Annotated in this window: 12 protein-coding genes; 4 read left to right on the top strand and 8 right to left on the bottom strand. The window is 70.6% G+C overall.

The genetic code is table 11. The features are described from left to right. Window positions 1-314: 314 nt before the first annotated feature. Window positions 315-1,115: a VOC family protein gene (locus OG199_RS05175; RefSeq protein ID WP_351721786.1), complete on the bottom strand. Its 801-nt coding sequence runs from the start codon at window positions 1,113-1,115 to the stop codon at window positions 315-317. 243 nt (window positions 1,116-1,358) lie between these two features. Next, entirely contained in the window at window positions 1,359-1,574 is a 216-nt protein-coding gene (locus OG199_RS05170) for a DUF4177 domain-containing protein (protein WP_356802327.1), read from the bottom strand. 165 nt (window positions 1,575-1,739) lie between these two features. On the opposite strand from OG199_RS05170, the gene OG199_RS05165 reads away from it, so the two are divergent. Then, window positions 1,740-3,245, top strand: a complete 1,506-nt coding sequence (locus OG199_RS05165) for an aminotransferase class V-fold PLP-dependent enzyme (protein ID WP_405828239.1) — start codon at window positions 1,740-1,742, stop codon at window positions 3,243-3,245. A 106-nt stretch (window positions 3,246-3,351) separates the two neighbouring features. On the opposite strand, the gene OG199_RS05160 is transcribed toward OG199_RS05165, so the two are convergent. Together OG199_RS05160 and OG199_RS05155 are read right to left on the bottom strand one after the other, a co-directional pair. Beyond that, window positions 3,352-5,076: an ATP-binding cassette domain-containing protein gene (locus OG199_RS05160; protein ID WP_405828237.1), complete on the bottom strand. Its 1,725-nt coding sequence runs from the start codon at window positions 5,074-5,076 to the stop codon at window positions 3,352-3,354. A gap of 181 nt (window positions 5,077-5,257) precedes the next feature. Continuing rightward, window positions 5,258-6,196 carry a tetratricopeptide repeat protein gene (locus tag OG199_RS05155; RefSeq protein ID WP_405834437.1) on the bottom strand — a complete coding sequence of 313 codons (939 nt, stop codon included), beginning with the start codon at window positions 6,194-6,196 and terminating at the stop codon, window positions 5,258-5,260. Window positions 6,197-6,449: 253 nt separating this feature from the next. Here OG199_RS05155 and OG199_RS05150 point away from each other — a divergent pair, with 253 nt between their 5' ends. Both OG199_RS05150 and OG199_RS05145 read left to right on the top strand, forming a co-directional pair. After that, on the top strand, window positions 6,450-7,193 hold the full coding sequence (locus OG199_RS05150; RefSeq protein ID WP_356802333.1) for an aminoglycoside phosphotransferase family protein: 744 nt from the start codon (window positions 6,450-6,452) through the stop codon (window positions 7,191-7,193). A 187-nt stretch (window positions 7,194-7,380) separates the two neighbouring features. Continuing rightward, on the top strand, window positions 7,381-8,010 hold the full coding sequence (locus OG199_RS05145; protein ID WP_405828235.1) for a DUF6629 family protein: 630 nt from the start codon (window positions 7,381-7,383) through the stop codon (window positions 8,008-8,010). Window positions 8,011-8,182: 172 nt separating this feature from the next. Here OG199_RS05145 and OG199_RS05140 read toward each other — a convergent pair whose 3' ends face one another. From OG199_RS05140 to OG199_RS05125, 4 genes are all read right to left on the bottom strand, one after another. Continuing rightward, entirely contained in the window at window positions 8,183-10,243 is a 2,061-nt protein-coding gene (locus tag OG199_RS05140; RefSeq protein ID WP_405828233.1) for a beta-galactosidase, read from the bottom strand. 112 nt (window positions 10,244-10,355) lie between these two features. Beyond that, entirely contained in the window at window positions 10,356-11,696 is a 1,341-nt protein-coding gene (locus OG199_RS05135) for an ABC transporter substrate-binding protein (protein WP_401809351.1), read from the bottom strand. Window positions 11,697-11,802: 106 nt separating this feature from the next. Beyond that, window positions 11,803-12,759 (bottom strand): carbohydrate ABC transporter permease, encoded by a 957-nt coding sequence (locus OG199_RS05130; RefSeq protein WP_405828231.1) that lies wholly within the window; start codon window positions 12,757-12,759, stop codon window positions 11,803-11,805. A 4-nt stretch (window positions 12,760-12,763) separates the two neighbouring features. After that, complete coding sequence (locus OG199_RS05125) at window positions 12,764-13,690, bottom strand: sugar ABC transporter permease (RefSeq protein WP_356802343.1); 927 nt, start codon at window positions 13,688-13,690, stop codon at window positions 12,764-12,766. A 190-nt stretch (window positions 13,691-13,880) separates the two neighbouring features. Between OG199_RS05125 and OG199_RS05120 the strand changes: the two genes are divergently transcribed. Then, window positions 13,881-15,002, top strand: coding sequence for a LacI family DNA-binding transcriptional regulator (locus OG199_RS05120; protein WP_405828229.1), 1,122 nt, complete (start codon window positions 13,881-13,883; stop codon window positions 15,000-15,002).

Genomic DNA, 15,002 nt, shown 5'->3' with positions numbered 1-15,002 from the left:
CACGGGCGCGGGGCGCGAGCGCGCCGGTCAGTGAGCTGACCCCGTGGGCACACCGCCGCGCGCCGGGCTGACGGCCTGACGGGGCTGACGGGGCTGACGGGGCTGACGGCTGACCGTGGTGCCCCCGCACGCGGTCTGACGGCTGACTGTGTGCGCGCCCCACGCCGCTCGCGGCACCGGGTGCCGGCCATGTCACGGTGCAGGTTGCTACCGAGGCGCCCGCGGCCCCCGCCGCCCTCCGCCGCCCCGAATCGTGAACACCGGCGACGGACGGGCGGCCCCACGGCCCCGCGTCCATCCGGGCGTTCGGGTGTCTATTCGGCGTCCTGGGAGCTCACGCTGAAGTGCGCCCCGTCGGGGTCGCTGAGGATCGCCTCCGTGGAGCCGGCCCCTTGCTGGTGGGCCGTGCCCCCGTGGGCGCGCGCGGCGCGGGCGCAGGCCTCCACGTCGTCGACCGTGAAATGGATCCGCCAGTGGGGCCTGATCGTGGGGTCGGGCGCCGCCCCGACCGCTCCCGAGTGGATCCGGGCCACGACGTCGCCCTGGCTGCGCAGGACGACCTCGTTGTCCTCGTAGTCGACCTGGCAGGAGGCGGGGTCCGAGGTAGCCCACTGCAGGACCTCCGCGTAGAAGATGGCGGCGTCGAAGGCGTCGCGGGTGTGCAGTCGCACGAAGACGGGTGCCGCCCGGCGCCACGCCTCCCACCCGGCCACCAGCCGGCCCTCCCAGATGCCGAAGACCGCTCCGTCCCGGTCGGCCAGCAGCGCGGCCCGCCCCGGGGGGAAGGAGATGGGGCCCACCGCGGTCGTACCACCGCGTTCCTGGCTGCGTGCCACGGTCTCGTCCGCCGAGGCGACGGCGAAGTAGGCCGTCCAGGTGGCCATCTTCGCCCCGATCCCGGACATCCCCGAGACGCCGGCGACCGGCACCCCGTTGACCCGGGCGAACCGGTACTGGTCACCCAGCGTGCCCGAATGCCACTCCCAGCCCAGAACGGCGTGGTAGAAATCCTCGGCGGCGCGCAGATCACGTGTGGTCAGACTGACCCAGCACGGCGCGCCGAACACCGTGTGACTGGAGACGACCCCACGGTCGAGTGTCCTGTCGCTCATCATCGCCGCACCGTCCTGACATCACTGGCCGGGCTGCGGTCGGGCACATGTGCCCGTGGGGGTGTCCGCGGCCTGCAGCTCGCCTCCGGTATCCGCACAGCCGACAGGGGCCTTCCGGTCCGGAAGGCCTCCGGCGGCGTCAGTGCACTCGCGGATCCGCTGTCCCATCAGTAACAGCATCCCCCGGTGCGGCGTCCCGCGCACTCCAACGAGGTCATAAGCGGGCATAAAAAGACGTAAACGGACTTATCCGCGAGGCCGCTCGAGGGTCAGGAGAAGCCCCTCGACGGCGCCCGGCCCGATGCGGCCCTTGACGTCCGCGGAGGTGATCGCCTTCAGCGCCCAGCCGTCCTCGGCGTGCTTGTTCAGCACCTTCTCCAGCTTGTCGCTGTCCAGCGCGTCGCCGATGAGCGACTCGCGGAAGGTGACGACCTTGTATTCGTACGTGTAGGCGCTGCTCATGGTGGTGAGGTTCTCCTGTGGATCGGTAGGTCTGGCCGGGCCCACCCAATCACCCTTCGTCGCTGCGGCACAGGGGGGAACACACCTGTAGCGATACCTTTGTTGAAGCTTCATGAAGGGCCGGTCCCGGGGCTCGGGAGAGGACCGGCCGTGCGGAGGGGACTCATGGACAGGGCACGGATCGACGGACGCGTGGGCGAGGGCGCCGAGGACGACGGCTTCGCCGACGAGGGCTTCGCGGACGAGGGCTTCGCGGACGACGGCTTCGCGGAACTGCGGACACGCGAGTTCGGCTACCTCGACGAGGGCGGCCACACCTACCTCGACCACACGGGCGCGGGGCTGCCGCCCAGGTCGCTGGTCACCGCGAGCGCGGAGCGCATCACCGGCGGGGTGTTCGGCAACCCGCACTCCGAGAGCCCGGCCTCCCGCGCTTCGGGGCTGCTGCTGGCCGAGGCCCGCACGGCCGTCCTCGCACACTTCAACGCCGATCCCGCCGAGTACGCCGTGATCTTCACGCCCAACGCGACGGGCGCCCTGCGCCTGGTCGGAGAGGCCTATCCGTTCCGGCGCGGCAGCAGGCTCGTCATGTCGCTCGACAACCACAACTCCGTGAACGGACTGCGGGAGTACGCGCGGGCGGCCGGCGCCGCCACGGCCTACGTACCGGTGAGCGGGCCCGGTCTGCGGATCGACGAGGAGCGGTTGAGCCAAGCCCTCTCCGTACGGCGCCGACGGCCCGGTCCGGCGCGCGGGCGGGGCGCGCCGGGCGGGCGCGGGCTGCTGGCCTACCCGGCGCAGAGCAACTTCACCGGCGTCCGGCATCCGCTCGAATGGATCGCACGGGCCCAGGAACACGGTTACGACGTCCTGCTGGACGCGGCCGCGTTCGTGCCGGCCAGTCCCCTCGACCTCAGCCAATTCCACCCCGACTTCACCGTGGTCAGCTGGTACAAGGTCTTCGGCCACCCCACCGGTATAGGCAGTCTGATAGCCCGCCGGTCGGCCCTCGCCAAGCTGCGCCGCCCCTGGTTCTCCGGCGGCACCATCTTCGCGGTCAGCGCCCAGGCCCAGTGGCACGTCCTCGCGGACGACGAGGCGGCCTTCGAGGACGGCACGGTGAACTTCCTGTCCATCCCGGACGTCACCGCGGGTCTCCGGTGGATCGACCGCCTGGGCATGGACCGGGTGCACGCCCACGTCGCCGACCTGACCGGCCGACTGCTCGACGGGCTGCGCACGTTACGCCACAGCGACGGCTCCCCGATGGTCAGGATCTACGGTCCCGAACAGGCCGGGGCGGCCCGTGGCGGCACGGTCGCGCTGAACCTGCTCGGAGCCGACGGCCGGATCGTCGACGAACGGATCGTCACCCGTGACAGCGCCGCCCACGGCATCTCGCTGCGCACCGGATGCTTCTGCAACCCGGGCGCCGGCGAAGCGGCGTTCTCCCTCCCGCTGCGCCGGCTGCGCTCGGCGGCGCGCCGGCGGGTCGGTTCGCTGGAGGACTACCTGGAACTGCTGCGGCTACCCTCGGCGGGCGCCGTGCGCATCTCGCTGGGCGTCTCGTCGCAACCCAGGGACATCGAGACGTTCCTGACGTTCGTGACCCGGACCTACCGCGACCGGATACCCGGAGCGGCGGGACTGGCGGCCCGGGTGGGCTGCTGAGCGACGGCGCGTGGGGCGGGGGAGCCGGGCACGCGCCTTCCCGGTGACGAGCGACCGATCTCATCCCGGTGCCGAGCGACCCATCATCCCGGTGCCGAGCGACCGATCACCGCCCCGCCCGGCTCCGCACCACGCCTTCCCGGCACTTGCGTACCAGGATCACCCACGTCACCGCCAGGAACAGCACCGCGAACCCCGCCAGGACCAGCCAGCCCCGGCCCGCCGGATGACCGAACGAGTCCCCGTACGACGCCAGCAGCGGGCGGCCCAGCGGCGAGGCGCCCGCGCGCCACAACGACTCCAGGCCGACCCCGCTGCCCAGCGCCTCGAACGCCCACCGGTTGGTCATCGCCCAGCTGATCGCCTCCCCGGCCCCGGTCATCCGCGGCACCGGCACGAACGCCCCCGAGAACAGCACCTGTGGGAAACAGAGCAGCGGCAGCATCAGAGTCGCCTGCGCCGGCTCCGTCACCGCGGCCGAGGCCAGCAGCCCCAGCGCCAGCGCGGCGGCCGAGGCCAGCACGCTCGACACGAACAGGGACCCGTACGTCGTCCACCCCGCCGCCGGTAGCCGGTCCAGCGCCCGCAGCACCACCAGCAGCAGCGCGTCCGCGACCGCGAGCACCGGCAGCATGGTGGTCAGCTTCGACGCGAGGTACGGACCGATCCGCAGGCCGGCCAGCCACTCGCGACGCAACACGGGCAACTCCGTGCAGATCTGGAGCAGTCCGTAGGTCAGCCCGAAGAAGAACGCGCCGAAGGCGATCCAGAACATGATCATCGCTGTCGACCCGGGATCCGGCGCCGCGGGGTCGAACGCGCCCGCGCGGAACAGCACCGCGAACATCGCCACGATCATCACCGGCGAACCGGCCAGAACCGCGGCCGAGAGACGGTTGTGCAGGAGCAGCGCGGTACCGCGGCGGGTGAGCAGTGACCACTGCCGCACGGCGCCAACGCGCCGCGCAGGTACGGGAGACGGTGCGCCGGTCCGCTCGACGTCCGGCGGAGCGGTCTCCTTGACGTCTGCCGGGACGGCCCGCTCGACGCGCGCCCCACCCGCCACCGCCTCGTAGACCTCCTCGACCGTGCCGACACCGAACGCACCGCACAGCGCGCCCGGTTCACCGGCGTACGCCACCTCGCCGCCGGGCGCGAGGAACACGACCTGGTCACCGCGGAGCAGATCGGCGAGGGTGTGCGTGGTGAGTACGACGGTGGTGCCCTCCTCGGCCAGCGCGCTCAGGGTCCGCAGCAGAGCGGCCCCGGTCACCGGGTCGAGTCCGGAGGTGGGCTCGTCGAGGAACAGAACTCGCGGCCGGGTGAGCAACTCCACGGCGATACAGGCTCGTTTGCGCTCCCCACCACTGAGCGCGCGCACGGGCGTCGAGGCCCGAGCGGAGAGGCCGAGCGTCTCCAGGACCCCGTCCACGCGCACGGTGACCGCCTCGGCGGGCGTGCCGGCGGGCATCCGCAGCCCCGCCGCGTACACCAGCGTCCGGTGCAGCGGCAGCTCGTGGTGGATGATGTCCTCCTGCGGCACGAACGCGAACTCAGGGCCGGGCGGCCCGGGTCGGGCCCCGTCGTGCAGGACCGCCCCCTCCGTCGGGGCGCGCAGCCCGGCCAGCGTCTGCAACAGGACGGTCTTGCCCGCCCCGCTGCTGCCGGCGATCACGGTGACCTGCCCGGGGGCGAGGTCGAGGGACACGTCGTCCAGGACACGCCCCGCGCCGCGCACCCGCTGACTCACCGAACGCGCCTGTATGTGCGTGCCGTTGAGCGGGACCACGGGGACTTCGGCGGACGGGCGTGGCTGCATGGGCGTCGGCATGGATGCAGCATGCCAGGGGCGACCCCGACACGCGGCCCACCCGGGTGTCGCGAACCCCACCGGTCGGGCCGGTTCCGGACGAAGGACCCCTGCCCGGCCGGTACTCGGACCGGCCGGGCGTCCCCGCCTGCTCCCGCCGTGCGGTGGCGGCGGGCCGAGCGTCTCGCGAGAGGGCGCGTGTTCAGATCTCGCAAGTACGGCGGGCCTCGGCCACGAGTTCCCGGGGCAGCCCCGGTCCTGCGCATGCGTAGCCGACCAGCAGCTTCCGGTAGGAGACGTTCGCGAGCTCCGGCGCCAGGACGACGAGGGCCCGCAGGTCGTCGGACGAGCCGGACAGGCGGGTGCGGTAGGCGACACCTGCCGCACGCAGGGAGACTTCGTGCGGTGCGTACGCCAGGCCCCGTTCGACGAGGCTCACGGCCGTGGCGAAGTCGCCCTGTTCGGCACGCACGTCGGCGAGGTCCAGGTGGAGGGACCAGTTGTCAGGGTCCAGGAGGAGGGCGTCCTCGAAGGCTGCCACGGCCTGGTCCAGGTCGCCCACCACGCGCCAGGTGGCCGCTCGGGCGACCGCGGTCCACATGACCCGGTCAGTGGCATCGGCGCGGTCGCACAGGGCGAAGGACAGCTCGTATCGGCCGCACGCCCGAGGCAGCCGGGCCATGGCGGCCAGCGACTCCGGCGCGGGACTCCGTTCGGACACCACGTCGATGGCGTGGAACCAGGGCGCGAATCGCTCACGCATGTCGTCGGTGTCCAGGTCGTGGCCGTGGTCCAGCGTCCGCAGACACGCCTCGGCCAGGGCCTCGGGGCTCACCGCGTGGAGAAAGCGCGCATCGCCGAACCAGGGGGCAGCGCCCCACGCCACGTCGGGCCGTACCCCCGTCACCGAACCCAGGGTCATCACCGCGTCGTCCATGTTTCCTTCGAGGAACAGGAAGTACGCCTGCGCCAACACAGCGCGCAAGGAGCCGTTCCCTTCGAGCCCCTCCTCCAGTTCCGCGCGCCGGTCTCGCCACAACTCGGCGAGGTTCGAATAGGGCTCCGGGGCCGCCGGTGCTGAGGCTATCGCCCCTACCAGAAGCTCCACGGCGCGGATCGGGCTTCCGCCGCAGTGCGCCATCACACGAGCGAGACCGACTCCCGCCGCAACTGACCGGTTCGACATTGCTGAAGAATATCGTGAGCCATGCTCATGACCGGTGGGTCGGCCTCTGGTTGAACGCCGAGGACTCCTCACAGAAGTGGTGGGCCCGACCTGGTCAGCGGTCGGTGCCGGGCACGAGGCCGCCGGGTGGCAGTACGCGGGTCGGCCGCGCCGTCGCACGCGATAAACCCGGCGACGCGGACGGTCGTTCCCGGGATACTGGTCGCCCATGGATGAGGTCGAAGTTGTCGTCGCCCATTCCGAGCGCGCGACCCTGCGCGTCGGCGATGTGTTCCTGAAGGTCGACGCCGATCAGTCGCGCATCGACGTCGAGGTCGAGGCGATGGCCCTGGTGCCGGTCCCGACCCCGAAGGTCCTGTGGCGCAAGCCGCCCGTGCTCGCGATCGCCGCGGTCCCGGGGACGGCACTGGGCCGCCTCGGCGAGCCGTCGACCGCGTCCCCGGCGGCGTGGGCCGCGACGGGCGCCGCCATCCGGAAGTTGCACGACGCGCCGTTGCCGCCCTGGTCCGGCCGGGGAAGGGGCCTCGACGAGCTGGCGGCGGATCTCGACGGCGAGTGCGAGTGGCTCGTGTCGAACGGCGTGCTGCCCGCCGACCTGGTCACCCGCAACCGCCAGGTCGCCGAGGCCGCGCTCCGTCCGTGGACTCCGATGTTCACGCACGGCGACCTGCAGATCACCCACGTGTTCGTCGACGATGACGAGGTCACCGGCATCATCGACTGGTCCGAGGCGGGCCAGGGTGATCCCCTTTTCGACCTCGCCATCTTGACGCTCGGACACGAGGAGCACCTCGGTGACGTCGTCGCCGGCTATGGCACCGACGTCGACCTCGACGTGATCCGCGCGTGGTGGTCGTTGCGCAGCCTGCTGGTGATTCGCTGGCTGACCGAGCACGGCTTCGACCCGTTCATGGCGGGCTGTGAGGTCGACGTGCTGAGATCCCGGATGTGAGGCTGCGCGGGCCCACTGCCATGAGCGCGTTCTGGCACGCCGAGCAGGGCCGTCTCCTGGGATGCTGACATGCTGCAGCAACGACCTGACATGCTGCGGCAAGGGGATCCGAAAGGAGCGCCCTGGTCCCGGTAGCGTGGGGCGGCGTGAGCTGGAAAACCGTGACGGCCGACCCCCTGGTGACGCGATGTGTTGGAGTGCGACGGCCGACCTGGCAGCCGGTGCCGGTATCGCCGCTGTCGGAGTGGCCTGTGTGACGCGTGCGCGGCGGGCCCGGGATCTTCCGCTGGCCGCGCTGCCGCTGCTGCTGGGCGCCCATCAGATCGTCGAGTCCCTGGTCTGGCACTCCGGCGGGGGAACGGGCCCCGCCACCGTCGCCTGGGCCGCCATCGCCCTTCCGCTGCTGCCCGTGTGGGTGTCGGCGGGCGTGCTGTGCGCGGCGCCCCGGCACGCCCGTCGCCGGCTCGCGGTCCCTCTCGTGATCGGCGTCGCCACCGCCGCAGCCCTCGTGTTCGCTCTCGTGACCCGTCCGGTCCGGGCCGAGATCCGCGGCCACACGCTCGGCTACGTGGTCGATCTGACCCACCCGGAACTGCTCGTCGGTGGCTACCTCCTGGCCACCGTCGGCTCGCTGCTGCTCTCCGGCGACCGGCTGCTCCGACTGCTCGGGCTGCTCGTCGGCGCGGGTGCGCTGATCTGCTGGGCGCTGTGGGAGCTGGAGTTCGTGTCCACCTGGTGCGCGTTCGCCGCGGTGTGTTCGGTGGCGCTGTACGGGTGGGTGCGGCGCCGGCCGGACACCCCGGGCCAGGGAGGCTGACGCCGCTCGCGGTACCCGCCCGGCGCAACCGGAACCGGGCGTCCCCACGCGTGTGCGCGATTTGCGCGGACCGCCGTGCCCCCACGCGGGAGACACGGCGGTGGGACCCTCGAACCGCCGCGGTGCACGGCGTTCGTGGATGCCAGGGGGCGTCGGTGGGTGTCGGGCGGCGTCAGGTGGCGGGCCGGCGCAGCACGGCGACGTCCCGGGGAGGGAGGACGACGGTGCCGTCGTCGTCCGTCCGGCCGATCAGCAGTTCTCCGGTGACCCCGGGCAGCGGCACCGTCTCGTCCGTCCGGTTGACCAGGAAGAGATAGCGGCCGCCGTCGCCGCGGCGCACGATCAGCTCGACGCTCCCGCGTGCCGCGTCCGGCAGTTCACTGCCGACACCGGCGGTCGCGAGCAGGTGCGGAAGCAGACCGGTGAGGCCGTCGGCGCCGAGCCTGGTGGAGACGTACGCGGCCGAACCCTGGCCCACCGTACGGCGGGTGACCGCGGGCCGGTCGGCGTACGTGCCGCTGCGGTAGTGGGCCAGCACCTCCACCGCCGGGTCGGTGACGGTGATCCGGTCGGTCCACACGACACCGGTCGCCCCACCGGTCACGCCGGTCACGTCGACGTCGACCGTCTCCGTGCCGAGCAGCGGGCCGAACTCCTCGATGCGGATGCCGAGCAGTTCACGCAGGGCTCCCGGGTGACCGCCGAGCCAGATGTGGTCGTTCTCGTCGACGACGCCGGAGAAGTACGTCGTGACCAGGTGGCCGCCGTTCTCCACGTACCGGGTGAGTTCCTTGGCCAGGGGAGCCGGGACGACGTGCAGCACCGGCGCGATCAGGACCTGGTACCGGTCGAGTTCGCCGTGCGGGGTGACGACGTCGGCGCGGACACCGAGGGAAAGGAGGGCGGAGTACCAGTTCAGCGCCTCCTTCCGGTAGTCGAGGAGGGAGGTCGGGTGGGAGTCCTGCTCGCTCGCCCACCAGGAGTCCCAGTCGAAGACGATGCCGACCCGGGCCGGCTCACGCTCGGTCCCGGCGACCGGGGCCAGCGCCCTGAGAGTCCGCCCGAGGTCGGTCACCGCACGGAAGACCTCGCTGTCGGCACCGGCGTGCGGGAGCATCGCCGAGTGGTACTTCTCGGCACCGGCCGCCGACTGGCGCCACTGGAAGAAGCACACCGCGTCCGCGCCGTGCGCCACATGGACCAGCGAGTCGCGGGCGAGGTCGCCCGGCCGCTTGGCCACGTTCACGGGCTGCCAGTTGACGGCACTGGTGGAGTGCTCCATGAGGAACCACGGACGGCCGCCGGAGATCCCGCTGACGAGGTTGGCGGAGAAGGACAGCTCGTCCCGGTCCTGCGGACCCGGCACCACGTAGTGGTCATTGGAGACGAAGTCGATCTCGGCGGCCCAGTCCGTGTAGTTCATGCCCTTGGTGCCGCCCATCACCATGAAGTTCGTGGTGACCGGCACGGCGGGCGTGAGCTCGCGCAGCACGTCGCGCTCCGCGCGCAGGTAGTCCTTGAGCGCGTCGGAGGAGAAGCGCTTGAAGTCCAGCTGCTGGGTGGGGTTCGGGTGGGAGGCGGCCAGCCGGGGCGGCAGGATCTGCTCCCAGTCGCTGTAGCGCTGCGACCAGAACGCGGTGCCCCAGGCGTGGTTGAGGGCGTCGAGTGTCGTGTAGCGCACGCGCAGCCAGTCGCGGAACGCGCGGGCGGCGTCGTCGGAGTAGTCGTAGACGTTGTGGCAGCCCAGCTCGTTGGAGACGTGCCAGGCCACCAGCGCGGGGTGGTTCGCGTACCGTTCGGCCATCGCCCGTACCAGGCGCAGCGCGTGCGCGCGGAAGACGGGTGAGGTGGGACGCCAGTGCTGCCGTGCCCCGGGCCACAGCGTCTCGCCGGAGGCGGTCACGGGGAGGATCTCCGGGTGCGCGGTGGTGAGCCAGGGCGGCGGGGACGCGGTGGCGGTGGCCAGGTCGACGCCGATGCCGCCCGCGTGCAGCAGGTCCATGATCTCGTCGAGCCAGGCGAAGTCCCAGTCGCTCTCGGCCGGCTGGATGCGGGCCCAGGAGAAGATCCCGACGGAGACGATGTTGACGCCGGCCTCCCGCATCAGCCGTACGTCCTCCTCCCACACCTCGCGCGGCCACTGCTCCGGGTTGTAGTCGGCGCCGTAGGCGAGTCGGGGAGTGGGGTCACCGTCCGGCCCGTGCCGCAACTGGGACAGGAGGGTGGAGATCATGGTGGTCCTTCCGGTGTGCCGCACGGGGTGGTGCGAGGTGCGTGATTGCTTCCGGGCGGCCGCCGCCGAGCAACTGCTGCTGCTCAGCGGCGGATCCGGAGAGGAATGCCGGTCACTTCGAGACGGTGAAGCCCTGCTCGTTGCCGTACTTGACGGAGGCGTCCTGCCAGGACTTCAGACCATCGGCCAGCTTGGTGCCGGAGATGTAGGCCTTGCCGACGGTGTCGTTGAAGATCGAGTTGGCGTACTGCTGGAAGGGCAGGTACGACCAGTCGCTGCCGACGTTGGCGGCGGACTCGGCGAAGATCTTGTTGGCCTGCTGGCCGCCGAAGTAGTCGAACTTGATGTTCTGGAAGTCGGTGGACTGGAGTTCGGCCTTGGTCGCCGGGAACGCGCCCTCCTTGATGCGGCTCTGCACGCCGGCTCCGGAGTTGGCGTACTCGACGAACGCGTACGCGAGTTCCTTGTTCTTGCCCAGCGCGGGCAGGGCGAGGGAGCTGCCGCCGTTCTCCGCGGTCGTCTTGTCGCCCTTGGCCCACTGCGGCATCGGGGCCGCGCGCCAGTCACCCGAGGCGTTCGGCACACCGGAGACGAAGTTGGCGGGCATCCAGGCGCCGGTGGTCAGAGTGGCTATGGTGCCGTCGCCGAGGCCCTTGTACCAGTCGTCGGTCCAGCCGTTGATGGGCGCGAGGAGCTTCTCGTCGATGAGCTTCTGCCAGGTGTCGGTGTACTTCTGGGCGCCCGCGTCCTCGAAGTTGACCGTCACCTTGGTGCCGTCGACCTTGTAGGGGCGCGAACCGGCCTGCCACAGCATGCTGGTGGTGAAGCCCGCGTCACCGGCGTCGTTGGCGATGTACGCCTTGGGGTCGGCCTTGTGCAGCTTGCGAGCCGCGTCGACGTACTCGTCCCAGGTGGTCGGGACAGCGATCTTGTACTTGTCGAAGACCTTCTTGTTGTAGAACATCGCCATGGGGCCGGAGTCCATCGGCAGGCCGTAGACCTTGTCACCCTCGCTGACGGCGTTCCACGGACCCGGGGTGTACTTGGCGGCGAGCTTGTCGGCGCCGTAGGGGGCCAGGTCGCTGAGGCCCTTGGTGAGGGAGTACTGACTCAGCGCGAAGTACTCGACCTGGGCGACGTCGGGGACGCCCTTCCCGGCCGCGATGGCGTTCGACAGAGCGGTGTAGTGCTTGTCACCGGACCGGTCACCGACGAGGTTGACCTTGACCTTGGGGTACTTCTTCTCGAAGTCGGCGACGACCGTCTTCAGCGTGGGCTCCCAGGCCCAGACCGTGACCGAGCCGCCCTTCTTGAGGGCCGCCTGGATGTCCGTGGCGGAGACCGCCTTCTGTCCTGAGCTGCTGTCGTCGGAGCCTCCGCAGGCGGTCGCCCCGAGGGCGAGGACGGACAGGAGGGTGAAGCCGCGCAGCAGGCGGCCGGTGGTTCTGCGCATGGAGGTGCTTCCACTTCTTCGTGGGCGGGACTTCTTCATGGGTGGGACAGGGAGAGAAGGAAGAGGTGAGGCTGCGGGAGGTGGGGGCCTGAGGCCGGGCTATTCCTTATTCCTTGACGCTTCCGGCGGCGAGCCCGGACTGCCAGTACTTCTGCAGCAGGAGGAACGCGGCGATCAGCGGCACGATGGTGAGCAGCGAACCGGTGATCACCAGATTGAAGATCACGTCCCCACCGATCGTCTGGGCCTGGGAGTTCCACGCGTCCAGGCCCAGCGTCAGGGGGTACCAGTTCGGGTCCTTGAGCATGATCAGCGGCAGGAAGTAGTTGTTCCAGGTCGCGACCGTGGTGAACAGCAGGACCGTCACGGTGCCGGGGGCGAGCAGCGGCAGGACCACCTGGAAGAAGGTGCGGATCTCGCCGGCTCCGTCGATGCGGGCGGCCTCCATCAGCTCGGTGGGGATGGCCTCACTGGCGAAGACCCACATCAGATACAGACCGAAGGGCGACACGAGCGAGGGGATGATCACCGCCCAGGGCGTGTCGGTCAGCCCCATCTTGCTGAACATCAGGAAGGTCGGTACCGCCAGGGCGGTGCCGGGGACGGCGACGGCCCCGATGACCACCGCGAACACGGCGCGCTTTCCGGGGAACGTGAACTTCGCCAGCGCGTAGCCGCCCAGGATCGCCAGGAGGGTGGCGCCGCCGGCGCCGAGCACGACGTACAGCAGGGTGTTCAGCAGCCATCGGACGAAGATGCCGTCGTGGTACGTGAACGTGTCGTGGATGTTGCTCCACAGGGCGAACTTGTGGCTGAACCACAGCCCGGACGAGTGGGCGAGTCCGTCCTGGGTCTTGGTGGCGCTGATGACCAGCCACAGCAGGGGCACCACCGTGTAGACCAGGATCAAGCCGGTGAGCACGGTCAGGAGAATGCTGCGCTTGGGGCGCCTGGGCGCCTTCTCGCGGAGGGTGCGCAGTCGGGGTGTGCCCTTGGAGGCGCCGCCGACCTCGGCGGGTGCGGGATGGGACCCGGCGGTGACGGGGCTGCTCGTGCTGCTCATCGGGTCACGCTCCCTTGCGCATGCCGCGGAGCTGCACGACATAGGCGATGACCATGGTGATCAGCCCCATGATGATGGCGACCGCCGCGGAGTAGTTGTGCTGCTGCCCGTTGAAGGACAGCGAGTACGTGTAGAAGTTCGGGGTGTAGTCCGTCGTGATGGCGTTGCGCGCCAGCGGCCGCAGGATGCTCGGCTCGTTGAACAGCTGGAAGCTGCCGATGATCGAGAAGATCGTCGCGATGACCAGGGCGCCGCGGATCGCGGGGAGCTTGATGGCCGTGATGACGCGGATCTGCCCGGCGCCGTCGATCTCCGCCGCCTCGTACAGGGATTGCGGGATGACCCGCAGCGCCGAGTAGAAGATCAGCATGTTGTAGCCGACGAACTCCCAGGTGACGATGTTGCCGATCGACGCCAGGATCAGGTTCGAGGAGAGCGGGTCGGGCAGGGTGACGTCGAAGGCGCTGTTGATGTCGCCGACCAGGCCGAACCGGGTTCCGTACATGAAGCCCCACATCAGGGTGGCGACCACGGCGGGCACCGCGTACGGCAGGAAGATCGATATCCGGAAGAAGTCCCGGCCGTACAGGCGGCCGCTGTCCAGCGTGAGCGCCACGAACAGGGCGATGCCGAGCATGATCGGCACCTGGATCGCCAGGAACAGCGCGACGCGGGCCAGGGAGTCCCAGAACTGCTGGTCCTGGAGGGCCTGTTGGTAGTTGTCGAGGCCGACGAAGGACGTGCCGCCGATGAGCTTGTCGCGGAAGAGGCTGAGATAGATCGAATAGGCGATCGGAGCCAGGAAGACGAAGGCGAAGACCACCGCGAACGGGCCGATGAACCCCCAGCCTGTCCAGGAGCGGCGGTCCCGTTTCCCCGGAGGCCTCTCCGGACGCCGTGTCACGGCCGCGGGGGGTTGAAGCGTCGTCATGTCGTTCCTCGCTCGTCCATCTCGGAACCGGCGGAGCACGCCGTCGCGATGTTTGCGTAAACATCAGCCGCGGAAAGCGCCGTGGCCTGTTATGTTTACGTAAACATCTGATGGCGGCATGTCTACACTGCGCCAATGTCGGTGGTCAAGAGTCGCCGGAGGAACGGTGACTTGGGAGCAGGGGAGACGGGTGGACACTGCGGACAGCGGGTCGACGGACCTGGATCGGGCCCCTTCGCCCAGGGGAAAGCGGGCGGGGCGTCGTGCGCAGGGCGCGTCCATGGCGGACGTCGCGCGGCTGGCCGGCGTGTCCTCGCAGACGGTCTCGCGCGTGTCCAATGGATACGACGGTGTCAACGAGGAGACCCGGCAGCAGGTACTGGCGGCCATGAAGGAGCTGGGATACCGGCCCAACAGCGCGGCCCGGGCCCTGAAGCGCGGTGAGTTCCGCACCATCGGCGTCATCACCTTCAACCTCTCCACCACGGGCAACATGCGCACGCTGGAGGCGATCGCCACGTCCGCGGCGCAGGAGGGCTACGCCGTCACGCTCCTGCCCGTCGCCGTGCCCACCCAGGACGAGGTGCGGGGCGCCTTCTCCCGGCTGGGCGAGCTCGCCGTCGACGCCGTCATCGCCATCATGGAAGTGCACCTGCTCGACGCGGCGACCATCTCCCTGCCTCCCCATGTCCAGGTCGTCGTCGCCGACTCCGACGCCGGTGACCGCTACGCCGTGGTCGACACCGACCAGGCGGGAGGAGCCCGCGCCGCCGTACGGCACCTGCTGGACCTCGGCCATCGCACCGTCTGGCACCTCGCGGGTCCGGAGGAGTCGTTCGCGGCACAGCGCCGCGCCGACGCCTGGAACGCCGCGCTGACCGAGGAGGGGCGCGTCGCACCGCCCCTCGTGCGGGGCGACTGGTCGGCGGAGTCCGGCTACCGCGCGGGTCTGCGGCTCGCGGACGAGCGGGACTGCACGGCGGTGTTCGCCGCGAACGACCAGATGGCCCTGGGGCTCCTGCGGGCCCTGCACGAGCGGGGCCGGAGGATTCCCGAGGACGTCAGTGTCATCGGCTTCGACGACATCCCGGAGGCCGGCTCCTTCCTGCCGCCCCTGACCACGGTGCACCAGGACTTCGCCGAGGTGGGACGCCTCTGCGTGGAGGGTGTCCTGCGGCGGATGCATCTGGACGGGACGGAACACGGCACCACCCTCGTCCCCACGAAGCTCGTGGTGCGCGCCAGCACCGGGCCGCCTGCGAGCGGGCAGCGGCGTGACGGCGGCGCGAGGGTGGCACTCGACGCCGGGTGA

Origin of the sequence: Streptomyces sp. NBC_01176 (assembly GCF_045039825.1) — a bacterium.
GTDB lineage: Bacteria > Actinomycetota > Actinomycetes > Streptomycetales > Streptomycetaceae > Streptomyces.
Note: the sequence above shows the minus strand (reverse complement) of the source record. Positions and strands in the feature narration are given on the sequence as shown.

Excerpts from the sequence above, each read along its gene's own strand:
- OG199_RS05135 (WP_401809351.1), bottom strand. The coding sequence starts at position 11,696 with ATGCGCAGAACCACCGGCCGCCTGCTGCGCGGCTTCACCCTCCTGTCC.
- OG199_RS05145 (WP_405828235.1), top strand. The coding sequence starts at position 7,381 with ATGTGTTGGAGTGCGACGGCCGACCTGGCAGCCGGTGCCGGTATCGCC.
- OG199_RS05175 (WP_351721786.1), bottom strand. The coding sequence starts at position 1,115 with ATGATGAGCGACAGGACACTCGACCGTGGGGTCGTCTCCAGTCACACG.
- OG199_RS05150 (WP_356802333.1), top strand. The coding sequence starts at position 6,450 with ATGGATGAGGTCGAAGTTGTCGTCGCCCATTCCGAGCGCGCGACCCTG.
- OG199_RS05165 (WP_405828239.1), top strand. The coding sequence starts at position 1,740 with ATGGACAGGGCACGGATCGACGGACGCGTGGGCGAGGGCGCCGAGGAC.
- OG199_RS05125 (WP_356802343.1), bottom strand. The coding sequence starts at position 13,690 with ATGACGACGCTTCAACCCCCCGCGGCCGTGACACGGCGTCCGGAGAGG.
- OG199_RS05170 (WP_356802327.1), bottom strand. The coding sequence starts at position 1,574 with ATGAGCAGCGCCTACACGTACGAATACAAGGTCGTCACCTTCCGCGAG.
- OG199_RS05155 (WP_405834437.1), bottom strand. The coding sequence starts at position 6,196 with ATGGCGCACTGCGGCGGAAGCCCGATCCGCGCCGTGGAGCTTCTGGTA.
- OG199_RS05130 (WP_405828231.1), bottom strand. The coding sequence starts at position 12,759 with ATGAGCAGCACGAGCAGCCCCGTCACCGCCGGGTCCCATCCCGCACCC.
- OG199_RS05140 (WP_405828233.1), bottom strand. The coding sequence starts at position 10,243 with ATGATCTCCACCCTCCTGTCCCAGTTGCGGCACGGGCCGGACGGTGAC.
- OG199_RS05160 (WP_405828237.1), bottom strand. The coding sequence starts at position 5,076 with ATGCCGACGCCCATGCAGCCACGCCCGTCCGCCGAAGTCCCCGTGGTC.